This window comes from Mesorhizobium subarcticum (genome assembly GCF_055456085.1).
The window spans coordinates 4,953,971-4,965,417 of the sequence record NZ_CM144237.1; the positions used below are offsets into that span (position 1 = coordinate 4,953,971).

Sequence of the window (11,447 nt, forward strand, 5' to 3'; positions counted from 1 at the left end):
ATGGGAAGCCTTCCGGTTATCGACGCGCCAGACTGGTACGAGACCATCCGCATGGCCGATGGCGTGACGCTGATCCACGAGCCATGGATCAAACCGTTCTTCCGCTGCAACATGTGGCATGTGCGTGGTCGCGACCGCGATCTCCTGTTCGATACCGGTCTCGGCCATTTCAGCCTGTGCACACATGTGCCTTTGGTCAGCGAGCGCAAGCTGACTTGCGTTGCCAGCCACACGCATTTCGACCACATCGGCTGCCATCACGAATTTCCCGACCGTTGCGTGCACAGGGCCGAGGCGGAAATCCTCGCCGATCCGCGCAATGAATGGACGGCCGCCGGCACCTATGCCACCGAGGAGATGTTCGATCGCCAGCCACAGGGCTGGGACACGGCGCGCTACGGCATTCTGGCCGCGCCGGCGGACCGCCTGCTCGAGCATGACGACATCATCGATCTTGGCGACCGCGCCTTCGAGGTGATCCACACGCCCGGCCATTCACCCGGCGGCATCGCGCTCTACGAGAGAAAGACCGGCATCCTTTTATCCGGCGACGTCATCTATGACGGCCCGCTGATCGACGACGTCTATCACTCCGACATTTCCGACTACGTCGAGACGCTGCTCGCCATGCGCGATCTCGATGTCTCGGTCGTGCATGGCGGCCATTTTCCGAGCTTCGGCAAGGTGCGCTACCGCCAGTTGATCGACGAGTACCTGGCGCAGAAGCGGCAGTCAGGCTGCCATCTGAGCCAGCGCCCCTGAGAAACAGCTACGGCATCAATTCGAAATGCCGCGGAAATGCCTGATGCAGCAGCAGCAGCATGGTCTTGCGCAGCACATTGGTGTCACGGCTCGAAGGGTTGAGATGGTCCCAGTACCAGGCACCGTGAACCAGATAGTTCAGGCTCTCCGACAAGGTGTTTATGTCGACGTCGGCATAGCCGCCGCTGTGCGAAATCTCGATCAGAAACTCGCGCGCTTCGGCGGTGTAGGCGAGATCGCTCGGCAGGCCGATTTCATTGTAGATCTGCATGCTCTTACGGTCGCTGGAGAAGACGACAAAAACGGAAACCCATTTCGGATGCTGCCTGGCGAAGCGTTGCGCGCATTCGACCGCGCCGAGTAGTCTTTCAGCCGGCGACAAGCCCGGCGCTCGCACCAGCGTCACCCACAACTCGTCGTATCGATCGCTGAGATACTGCAGGACAGCCCGGAACAGGTTTTCCTTGCTGCGAAAGTGGAAAACCACAAGCGCATTGGACGAGCCAACATGTTCGGCGATGCGCTGCATGGTGACGCTGGCCAGGCCCTCCTCCGCGATGAGATCGATGGTGGCATCGATGATCCGCTGGACGCTTGCTTCGCCGCGCTCGCGCCGACGGTCTTTCGACACGGCATCGTTCGCCGAGCCCCTGCCCTCAGCCATCGTAGCCCTGCGTTTTTCGGCCGCGGTTGCCTCGCGTTGTGCCATTTTCATCCGGCCTTTCGAACTGTCAGCAAGAATCCCCGGCTCACCATAGCCGACGCCCGAGATCAAGCACCAGTCGCAGACGCTGCCGTTGATCAAAGCGACGGACGTGTCTCGGCATTCCTGTACCACTGGCCCTGTGCCGTTTCATAGGCGAGTGCCGCCCGGAACACATCGGCGTCGCAATAGGTGCGGCCGACGATCTGGATACCCGTCGGGACACCGTTCGCAGCCCAGCCCGAGGGCATGGAGAGAACCGGACAACGGCTCATCATGTTGAACGGCGTCGTCATCACCCAACCCAGCGATGGGTTCACCTCCCTGCCGTTGATCTCAACCTTGTCCCTGGTCTGATCGAACTCCGCCGGCACCGCGGGAAGCGCATTTGTCGGGCAGATCAGCACGTCGTAGGTCTCCAGCAGTGGACCCAGCGTCTGGTACATCCTGGCCGCCACCTCCAGTGTGGCGACAAAATCCGCAGCCTTCGACTTCTGCCCATCCTCGGCGAACTGCCTGGCATAGCTCGTCATGTCGTTGCCGTGCTTCTTCAACAATTGCGACAGCGAGGCGCCGAACAGATGTTCGAGATAGGCCATGCCCGCCTTCAGCACCTCGTCGCCCCAGCCAAGATCGACCTCCTCGACTGTGGCGCCAAGCGACCGGAACACATCGCAGGCGGCGAGCGTGTTCTTGCGCACGTCGGCATCGACTTCAAACGAACCGAGGTCCATGGAGAAAGCGATCTTCCAGCCCTTGATCGGCTTGTAGTCGAGCGGCAGGCGCAGCTTGGGGCGTAGCGTGGCGATGTCGAGCGGGCTCGGTCCGGCCATGACGTTCTGCAGCAGGATCGCATCCCTGACATTTCGCGCCAGCGGTCCGGTGTGGCAATAGAAGTCGAGGTTGAAGGGCGGCTCGTCGGGATTGCGGCCGTAAGGCGGCTTGAAGCCGACAAGGCCGCAGGCCGATGCCGGAATGCGGATCGACCCGGCAATGTCCGAACCGGTGGCAATCGACGATGTGCCTGAAGCCAGCGTTGCCGCCGCGCCGCCCGACGAACCGCCTGGCGTGAAATCGCGATTCCACGGATTGCGGGTGACACCCCATCGCTTCGACCAGGTGTAGCCGGCGCAGCTGAATTCCGGCGTCGCCGTACGCGCATGCACGATGCCGCCCGCCTTGATGACGCGCTCGTTCATCGTCGAGGTGTGACTGCCGATGGCGTCCCTGGTCAGCAGCGAGCCATGCGAGGTCGGCTTGCCCTTGATGTAGCTCTCGTCCTTGATGCCGATCGGCAGGCCCTCGAGTGCGCCGGTTGTGGCGCCCTTGGCGTATTTCGCCTCGGCTTTCCTGGCCAGTTCCATCGCCTCGTCGAAATGAGTGAAGGTGAAGCAGTTGATCGTCGGCTTCGTGGCCTCGGCGCGGCTGATGGTGGCTTGCATCAGTTCGACGGGCGAAAGGCTCTTGGCCTTAAACCGCCGCAGCGCTTCGCTCGCCGGCATGTAGCAGAGGTCGAGATCGGTCATGAAAGTCTCCTGCGATCGCCGGATCGCCTTGGCTTGATGGATCGAGAGGTGGCCGCGCCGCATGTCGCGGCGCGGAAAACAACGGATCAGGCTATTTCTGCAGGTCGGTCCAGATTTTCGTGTAGAGCGCCTGCACATCCGGCGGACAGGCCGCCATGAACTGGCCCTTGGTGGCGAATTCGGCCGGCACGTTCACCTCCGGCGCGTCCTTCATGTCGGCCGGCATGAAGGCTTCCGAGCCCTTGATGCCGTTCGAATAGCGGGCAAAGGCCGAGATCAGGGCGGCGTTCTGCGGATCCATGATGAAGTTCTGGAACAGCTTGGCGTTGTCGACGTTCTTGGCGTCCTTGAGAACCGCGACGTTGTCCATCCAGATCGGATAGCCCTCCTTGGGATAGCCGTAGACGATCTTGTCGTTCTGCAGCCGCTGGCGCAGCGAAATGCCGTTCCAGTTGACGCCGGCGGCGATGTCACCCTTGCCCAGGCCGTCGACGGCACCGTAGTCGAAGGACAGCCATTTCGCCTTGGCCTCGACCAGCTTGTCGCGCACCTTCTTCAACAACACCTTGTCGTCGGTGCAATACTGGCCACCTTCGTAGGCAATGGCGAGGAACATGATGTCACCCATCTCGGGCACGACGTTGATTTTGCCGACCAGTTCGGGCGGCGGGTCGAGGAAAATTGCCGACGTGTTCACATCGCCTGAGTAGACTGATTTGTTCACCGATATGCCTGTCGTGCCCCACTGCCACGGAACCGTGTATTTGCGGCCTGGGTCGAACGGTACATCGACCCACTTGGGATCGACATTCTTGAAATTCTCCATAGCGTTGGGATCGGTCTCCAGCAGCAGCCCCTCGCTGATCCAGATGGGGACGACGCTGGCCGAGGGCACGACGATGTCGAAACCGGCGCCGCCCTGGCGGATCTTGGCGAGCGCGGTGTCGTTGGAATCGAAGTCGGTGACGGTGACCTTGACCTTGTAGGTCTCCTCGAACTTCTTGATCAGGTCGGGGTTGGTGTAGTTGCCCCAATTGTAGATGTTGAGCTCGCCATCGGCACGCGCCACACCCGTGACAGCCAGCAGCGATAGCCCGACGGCTGTCGCGGTCAGTTTCCAGTTCATGCTCGTTGCTCCCATTGTTGGGACCGGCGGCGACGCGGCCTCAGGTCCGTTTCCTGCTGAAGAAAAAGAAAGCCGTGACAATGCCGATCGACAGGACAAGGAAGACTGTCGAGATCGCATTGATTTCCGGCGTCACGCCGCGACGAATCTGGCCCAGCATGAAGGTCGGCAGCGTGTCCTGGCCGCCGGATTTGACGAATTCGGTGATGACCACGTCATCCAGCGAGACGACGAAAGCGAGCATCAGCCCTGCCAGGATGCCCGGCCAAAGCAGCGGCAGCGTCACATGCCGGAAGGCCTGCCATTTGCCTGCATAGAGGTCGGCCGCCGCCGTTTCGAGCGATAGATCCATGCTTTCGAGCCGCGCACGGATCGGCAGATAGGCGAACGGGATGCAGAATGCGGTGTGGGCTGCGATCAAGTATCCAAGGCCCGGATAGCCGGTCCAGATCTTGATCCGCGAGAACACAATCAGCAGCGCCACCGCCGTGACAATCTCCGGCACCATCAGCGGCTGGTTGATGAAGGCGTATTTGAAAGTCAGCCCGCGATATGGCTTGGTCCGGGTCGTCGCCAGAGCCGCCATCGTTGCCGTGATCGTCGCCAGGATGGCGGCGACGGCTGCGATCTGGAACGAGCGAATTGAGGATTCGATCACCAGCGTGTTGTTCCAGGCGACATGGAACCAGCGCAGCGAAAAGCCCTTCCAGATCGCCAGCGATTCGTTGTCGTTGAAGGCGAAGACGACGAGCGTGCCGATCGGCAGATAGAGGAGGAAGAAACACACCATCGCCATGGTGACGAAGCCGTTCTGCTGGCGGACATCGAAGCGCTTAGCCATGGCTGCCATCCGACCTTGTCATGTTGCGGACGTAGAACAGCAGCGCCACCATCACGATCGCCATCAGCGTGATCGACAGCGCCGCACCGAGCGGCCAGTTGCGCCCTTGGCCGAATTGCAGTTCGATCAGATTGCCGATCATCAGATTGGTGCCGCCGCCCAGCACACGCGGCGTCACATAGGCGCCGAGCGAAGGAATGAAGACCAGGATCGAGCCGGCGACGATACCCGGCGCGACCAGCGGCACGATGATGCGCCGCAACACCTGGAACCGCGTCGCGTACAGGTCGTAACCCGCCTCGATCAGCCGGAAGTCGATCTTCTCCATGCTGGCGTAGAGCGGCAGCACCATCAGCGGCAGGAACACATAGACCATGCCGAGCAGGACGGCGAAATTCGTATACATCAGCTGGATGGGATGATCAGTGATCCGCAGCAGCTGCAGCAGCCAATTGATGAGGCCGTCGTTGCGCAGCACTTCCTGCATGGCGAAGGTTCGGATCAAAAGGTTAGTCCAGAAGGGGATGGTGATCAGGAACAGCCAGATATCGCGCCGGTGTTCCGGCCGTGTCGCGATGAAATAGGCGGTCGGAAAGCCGAAGATCAGCGTCAGGATCGTGGTCATGGCCGACAGCGACACCGAGCGCCAGAAGATCGACAGATGCGCACTGGCGAAGGACAGCGTGTCGTCGAAGGCGTCTCGCTGAAGCAGCACGCTCACCCAGGCGTCGGTCGAAAACTGCCATTTCACGTCGCCGTAATTGCCTGGGGTGAGGAAGGAATAGACGACCACGATCAGCAGCGGCCCGAGCGCCGCGAGGAAGACGATCAGCAACGCTGGCGCGGAAAGCAGCCAGCGCGAGCGGATATCGTTGCGTTCGGCCTTGTCGGCGATCTCTTTCGCGGTCGCCATGACCTAATCCTTCAGCAGCTGCGCGGCGGCATCGCCGATCTGAATGCCGACCTTGTCGCCGGCTTCGAAGCCGCAGCCGGCACAACGTGAATTCTGCTGGCGCACGATGAAGGGACCGCCGTCCGCCAGTCGGACATGGATATGCGTGTCGGTGCCGAAATAGACGACGGTCTCGACCGTGCCGCTCAGGTCGCCGGCGGCCTTGACCAGCCTGGCATGCTCGGGCCGCACCATCAGCGTCGCCTGCCTGCCGGGCCGGAAATCGCTGGCGGTGGTCGCCAGGATCCTTGCTCCCGAGCGCAGTGTGACCCGTGCCTTGCCATCCGCGGCGCCTTCGACCGTGCCGTCCAGGAAATTGGTCTCGCCAATGAAGTCGGCGACGAAGCGTTGCGCCGGGTGATCGTAGATGTCCCAAGGGGTACCAACCTGCAGGATCTTGCCTGACGACATCACCGCGATGCGGTCCGACATGGTCAGTGCTTCTTCCTGATCATGGGTGACGAAGATGAAGGTGATGCCGGTTTCGTGCTGCAGCCGCTTCAACTCGATCTGCATCTCCTTGCGCAGCTTGTAGTCGAGCGCCGACAAGGGTTCGTCGAGCAAGAGCACCTTCGGCTGCGGCGCCAGCGCCCGCGCCAGCGCCACGCGCTGCTGTTGGCCGCCGGAAATCTGGCTGGTGCGGCGGCTCTTCAATTTCTGCATGTGGACGAGCGTCAGCATCGCATCAACGCGCGCCTCGATCTCGGCCTTGGGCTTGCCCAGCATCTTCAGGCCGAAGCCGATATTCTCGGCCACCGTCATATGGGGAAACAGCGCATAGGACTGGAAGACGGTGTTGACCGGGCGCTTGAACGGCGGCAGCGGCGCGATGTCCTGGCCGTAGAGCAGGATTTCGCCGGCACTCGGAAAATCGAAGCCGGCTATCAGCCGCAACAACGTCGTCTTTCCGCAGCCGGATGGTCCCAGCAGTGTGAAAAACTCGTTCTCGCGAATGGAAACTGAAACGTTGTCAAGGGCTCGGACCGCGTCCTGGCCTGTCCCCTGGAAAATCCTAGTGACGCCCTTCGCCTCAACGGCTGGCCGCATGGCTGTCAAGATATTCCCCTCCTTAGTGGCCATTCACTGGCGGATGCCAACTGGCCAACTCGGTGTTCCACCCTCAGGGATAACTATGACTAAATATACAGTCAATATCTTTTTGTCATTGCGCAGATGCCGCGACACCGGCGGGGCGGCCGATGCGCTGGCTCCCCAAACGTGCTATTGGTCGCAGACGAGGCCATTGATTGATGGATTGGGGCAAGCTCTGGCGTATTCGCAGCGGCTTGTGGGCTTGGGTCAGGGTCATGCGCCTTCTTGTGGCGACCGTGCTGCTGATAGCCATGTCGTTCTTTTCCGCCGCGCGCGGCGAAGAGCGGCTCGCATTAGTTGTGGCCAATCCGGGATATGAGGGTTCGCCGGCGATCGCCAACGCCGAACCTAGCGCCGAACTCGTTGCGGCCAGCCTACGGTCACTCGGCTTCACCGTGCGACAGGTCTCAGACGGCGACCGCGCCGATGTCGCGCACGCCATGTATGATTTCGCCAAATCCCTGGCCGACCCGGATGCCGTCGGCATCTTCTATTATGTCGGCCATACGACCCAGGCCAATGACAGGAACTATCTGCTTACGCGCGGCTCACGGACCGATTCCAAGGAAGCGGTCGACCAGACGGCATTGCCTCTCGACCTGTTCACGAAGGCGCTTGAGTCGACACCGACATTCAAGGTGGTTTTGCTGGATAATCTCGGCGGCGGAGACACCTCCGCCCCAGGTGTGGCGCGGGGTCTGGCTGCGGCTGGTCCGCTGCCCAACGGCATCGTCGCCTTTTCCGCTCAACCAGGAAGCGCTGCGCTGAATGGAGATGGACCGGTCACGGTGTTTGCCGATGCACTGGCAGCCGCACTGGCCAGAAAAGGCGTGAGCATCCAAGCCATGATCGCATCGGTCAGCCAAAACGTGGCGGACCAGACGCTCGGCGCCCAGCGGCCATGGACAAGCCCGGGCCTGTCGGCAGACTTCGTGACAACGCCTGATGATCCAGTTGCCGCCGAGCCAGCACCGCCGGAGCCGGCCGGCGCGGCGCCACAAGCGGCTGCCCCGGAAGCAGTTGCTCCCGAACCGGCACCGCCACCGATGCAGAGTGGCGCCAATGAGGGCGGCGACAATAGCCCACCGGCCAGCCCCGATTCCGCAAATGACGGTTCGAGCGCCGGAAGCAGTGACTATGGCTCCGGCAACTTCGATGGCGGCAGCCAGGAAGTCCCTCCGGCGGATGTTGCACCGGGCTCCGGCAATCCCGATGCCATGACGGGCAACAGCGCCGATGAGGCAGCCCAATACGAGGAATACAAACGCCAGGAGTTGCAGCGCCAGCATTATGAGGAGCAGGCTCGGCAGCAGTACGAAGAGCAAAGGAAATATCAGGAAGATGCAGCCAAGTCGTCGGCGGCCGCTCAGAACAATCTCGCCGATACATATCCGAAGGGCGGCGCAACAGCCGGTGCAGAGCCTCCTCAGCCGCCCGATGCGCAGTCAAGCACCGAGCCGCCACCGCCGCCCGTCGACCAGGCGGAGACTGCGCCGGGAAGCGGCGATAACGCGCCATTGCCCGCACCACCACCGACTGCAACCGGCGCCGAAAGCCCGCAAGAGGCGGCGGCGCCAGCGGATGTCGAACCACCTCCGCCACCCCTCGATCAGGTGGAAAATGCTCCCGGGGACGCAGGCGGCTCGCCCGCCCCACCTCCAGCAACTGCCCCTTCGCCGTCGGGGAGTGGGGCGGAAGTCGAAGTGGTCCGCCATCCGACTATCGACGCGCCAGACGAAGTGGTGGCGGGTGAGACGGTGACGGTTTCGATTGCCTTGACCGAGGAGCAACTGACGCCGGAGGTTAAGGTGAAAGCGGCGCCGGGGTCGTCGGTGACGGCGGATGGCGCGCTGGCCATGGCGATGCCGGCGGGCGCCGACCAATGGCCCATCGACATAGACCTCTTTGCTACGGGCTTTGACCTTGCCGACGGCGGCAAATGGAGCCGGCAGACCACCCTCTATCGTGAAGGTGACAGCGACTTCGTCCGCTTCGACCTCAAGGCGCGGACAATTGCAAAGGACAGCAAGCCAAGCCAGTTCATTGCCCGAATCTACAGTGCGGGAAAATTCCTGGGATCGGCGTCGCGGCCCGTTATAGTGCAACGAGGAGCGCCGGTTGAGGCCGCCGCGCCAGGTGCCACGGCCCAAAAGGCGGCCGCGCCCGCCATGTTGATGCTCGCCTCCGCCCCGCCCCAGCCGGCGCTGACCGGCAGCGTCCAACTCGGTAATGCCGCAGCCGACGAGGTGCCCGACCTCGATGTCACCATCCTCTATGACGATCCAAGCGGATTAGGCCCGGGCCAGATCATCATCCATTCGCCGCATCTGGCTGGACCGGTGACCGATACATTCTCAACACCGCCGCAAATGGCGACCTGGCTTGATTCCGAATATCGCCGCTTGCTGCAACTCGGCCTCGGTCTGCGCAGTGCAGTGTCGCTGCAACAGCCTGCCGCAAGCAGCGACCCCGAAGCGCAAAAGCGCTTCGTCACGCTGGCCGCCGAAGGTTTCGGCGATGCGCTGTACAAGGATTACGTGCCGCAGGCATTCAAGGATGTGTTCTGGTCGCTGCGCGACAAGGGCGAACTGCATTCGATCCAGATCACCTCGAACAGTCCCACCCTGCCCTGGGAGTTGATCCGCCCGCAAAGCGCCGATGGCGCAACCCGCGATGGTTTCCTCGGCATAAACTACCGGCTGGCGCGCTGGGCACCGCGCAGCACCTCCTCACAGGTCGACAACCCACTGGACCGGATGGCTTTTACCGGCGTTGCCGCGGTCGCTCCTTCCTATGTCGACAAGCAGTCACTGCCGTTCCAGGAGGTCGAGATCGACGCTCTGAGCAAGCTCGCCGGCTACCGCCGCTTCGGTGGCGATTTCGTCTCCTTCGAGAAACTGGTCGGCGAGGTGTCGACGGGCTTCATCCATTTTTCGGGTCACGGCGAGGTCAATCAGCCGAGCAGCGGCCGGCCGGTTTTCGCCATTGACCTCGCCGACCAGTCGCTCGACCCCGACACGTGGGGTGCGCTGGTTGCCGCCGCACACGGCAAGGGCAACCCGTTCTATTTCTTCAATGCCTGCGACACGGGCAAATCCCAGATGCTCGGTGGCTTTGTGCAGGGATGGGGTCCCGCGGTGCTGGCGGGCGGCGCGTCCGGCTTCATCGGCGGCATGTGGCCTTTGACCGATCGCGCCGCCGCCGCCTTTTCAAGCGATTTTTACGGCGGCATTAGCACCCGGCTCAAGGACGGACCGGTCTACCTCGCCGAGGTCCTCCAGGGCGTCCGCAAGCGCTTTTACGAAACCGGCGACCCGACCTATCTTGCCTACACTTTCTACGGCAACGCCAACCTTCAGGTGGTGACGCAGTAGGCGGCAGCTTGCGCCCTGACAGGGCCGGAATCCAAGCATCAGTCGGAAATGACTGTCGGAAGCGAGATCACATAGCGCGGTGGCACCGATCCCCTCCGGCGTCTCCTCCACTGCCTCAGCCCCTCTCTCCAACTGACTGGAGGCTTCTCGTAGACCGGGGGAGCCAGGCCGGCGAGCTCATAGTAGCCGTCGAGAATGTTGGTGCGCAGCAATTCGCGCTCCTGGGTGTAGAAGCTGAAATGGGCAATGATCAGGTCGCCAAGAATCTTGCCCGGCCGGTCCAGTTTTGCCGGCAGCGTCGCCGACAGCCACTCTTCCTCATCGCTGCCTGACGGCGGATGGAAACCCTCTCCAAGACCGACAATATCCGATCCGAAGAAACCGATTGCGTTGATCGAGAAGCGCGACAGCCTGATCTCCCGGTCAGGCACGCGAAAGTCATCAAGCCGGTTGGAGCGGACTGCTTCGATGAAGACCGGATGAAGCGCCTGTGGAAAGCTGGCAAAGGCCCAGGAAAATTCGCAACAAGCCTGGCATGTCAGCGGCCCGTCTACTACCACCCTGGAAAGCTGTTTGATCAGTGAATTGCAGATTGCGTTGTTGATGATCAACGGCGCGTACCAGATAGCCGATCCTCTTTCGGCCATGACCCTTGCCATGAATTTTTGAAAGAAGCCGTCCTCGACAAAAACAACGTCATCGTCGAGGCGAAGGTAGAGAGCATCGGGGTCGTCGCAAAAACGGTAGAAGTCGCCGATGACATTGGTCCCGCCATCGGCATGCGGAAGTTTCTTTATCCGGCAACGTGGATCGGAAGCGGCCAGTCGTTGAAGGTAGGCCCGATCGGCCTCGTTGCGGCAATTGTCCCACAGGTGCCATTCGCACACCTCAGGACTTTTAAGGATATAGTGGCTGAGCAGGCGAAGATATTTCTCGCGGCCGGCCGGGGTCACAACAATCAATTTCATAACGTCCCGTCCCGAAATGGTTGCGTGTCTTGGTCAGCGTGGCAGCCGTGACCCGACCGTGTCGCGACTCCAGGTTCGCGTTGTATTGCAAATCGCAGCGCCG

The 11,447-nt window shown here is 61.8% G+C and carries 9 protein-coding genes; 2 read left to right on the forward strand and 7 right to left on the reverse strand.

The genetic code is table 11. The features are described from left to right. Entirely contained in the window at nucleotides 1–762 is a 762-nt protein-coding gene (locus ACZYHG_RS24130; RefSeq protein ID WP_464610668.1) for an MBL fold metallo-hydrolase, read from the forward strand. Between the two features lie 7 nt (nucleotides 763–769). Here the strand turns inward: ACZYHG_RS24130 and ACZYHG_RS24135 are convergent, their stop codons facing one another. The 6 genes from ACZYHG_RS24135 to ACZYHG_RS24160 all read right to left on the reverse strand — a co-directional run bounded on the left by ACZYHG_RS24135 (nucleotide 770) and on the right by ACZYHG_RS24160 (nucleotide 6,957). Beyond that, entirely contained in the window at nucleotides 770–1,426 is a 657-nt protein-coding gene (locus ACZYHG_RS24135; protein ID WP_464610669.1) for a TetR/AcrR family transcriptional regulator, read from the reverse strand. Between the two features lie 137 nt (nucleotides 1,427–1,563). Beyond that, nucleotides 1,564–2,991, reverse strand: coding sequence for an amidase (locus ACZYHG_RS24140; RefSeq protein ID WP_464610670.1), 1,428 nt, complete (start codon nucleotides 2,989–2,991; stop codon nucleotides 1,564–1,566). Nucleotides 2,992–3,082: 91 nt separating this feature from the next. After that, nucleotides 3,083–4,117 carry an extracellular solute-binding protein gene (locus tag ACZYHG_RS24145; RefSeq protein WP_464610671.1) on the reverse strand — a complete coding sequence of 345 codons (1,035 nt, stop codon included), beginning with the start codon at nucleotides 4,115–4,117 and terminating at the stop codon, nucleotides 3,083–3,085. A 40-nt stretch (nucleotides 4,118–4,157) separates the two neighbouring features. Next, entirely contained in the window at nucleotides 4,158–4,958 is an 801-nt protein-coding gene (locus ACZYHG_RS24150) for an ABC transporter permease (protein ID WP_464610672.1), read from the reverse strand. After that, nucleotides 4,951–5,871 (reverse strand): ABC transporter permease, encoded by a 921-nt coding sequence (locus ACZYHG_RS24155; protein WP_464610673.1) that lies wholly within the window; start codon nucleotides 5,869–5,871, stop codon nucleotides 4,951–4,953. The genes ACZYHG_RS24150 and ACZYHG_RS24155 overlap by 8 nt, the downstream gene beginning before the upstream one ends. A 3-nt stretch (nucleotides 5,872–5,874) precedes the next feature. Next, entirely contained in the window at nucleotides 5,875–6,957 is a 1,083-nt protein-coding gene (locus ACZYHG_RS24160) for an ABC transporter ATP-binding protein (protein ID WP_464614775.1), read from the reverse strand. 260 nt (nucleotides 6,958–7,217) lie between these two features. Between ACZYHG_RS24160 and ACZYHG_RS24165 the strand changes: the two genes are divergently transcribed. Next, nucleotides 7,218–10,376 carry a caspase family protein gene (locus ACZYHG_RS24165; RefSeq protein WP_464610674.1) on the forward strand — a complete coding sequence of 1,053 codons (3,159 nt, stop codon included), beginning with the start codon at nucleotides 7,218–7,220 and terminating at the stop codon, nucleotides 10,374–10,376. Nucleotides 10,377–10,414: 38 nt separating this feature from the next. Here ACZYHG_RS24165 and ACZYHG_RS24170 read toward each other — a convergent pair whose 3' ends face one another. Beyond that, nucleotides 10,415–11,344 carry a hypothetical protein gene (locus ACZYHG_RS24170; RefSeq protein ID WP_464610675.1) on the reverse strand — a complete coding sequence of 310 codons (930 nt, stop codon included), beginning with the start codon at nucleotides 11,342–11,344 and terminating at the stop codon, nucleotides 10,415–10,417. Between the last annotated feature and the right edge of the window lie 103 nt (nucleotides 11,345–11,447).

Excerpts from the sequence above, each read along its gene's own strand:
- ACZYHG_RS24170 (WP_464610675.1), bottom strand. The coding sequence starts at position 11,344 with ATGAAATTGATTGTTGTGACCCCGGCCGGCCGCGAGAAATATCTTCGC.
- ACZYHG_RS24155 (WP_464610673.1), bottom strand. The coding sequence starts at position 5,871 with ATGGCGACCGCGAAAGAGATCGCCGACAAGGCCGAACGCAACGATATC.
- ACZYHG_RS24140 (WP_464610670.1), bottom strand. The coding sequence starts at position 2,991 with ATGACCGATCTCGACCTCTGCTACATGCCGGCGAGCGAAGCGCTGCGG.
- ACZYHG_RS24160 (WP_464614775.1), bottom strand. The coding sequence starts at position 6,957 with ATGCGGCCAGCCGTTGAGGCGAAGGGCGTCACTAGGATTTTCCAGGGG.
- ACZYHG_RS24135 (WP_464610669.1), bottom strand. The coding sequence starts at position 1,426 with ATGGCTGAGGGCAGGGGCTCGGCGAACGATGCCGTGTCGAAAGACCGT.
- ACZYHG_RS24145 (WP_464610671.1), bottom strand. The coding sequence starts at position 4,117 with ATGAACTGGAAACTGACCGCGACAGCCGTCGGGCTATCGCTGCTGGCT.
- ACZYHG_RS24165 (WP_464610674.1), top strand. The coding sequence starts at position 7,218 with ATGCGCCTTCTTGTGGCGACCGTGCTGCTGATAGCCATGTCGTTCTTT.
- ACZYHG_RS24150 (WP_464610672.1), bottom strand. The coding sequence starts at position 4,958 with ATGGCTAAGCGCTTCGATGTCCGCCAGCAGAACGGCTTCGTCACCATG.
- ACZYHG_RS24130 (WP_464610668.1), top strand. The coding sequence starts at position 1 with ATGGGAAGCCTTCCGGTTATCGACGCGCCAGACTGGTACGAGACCATC.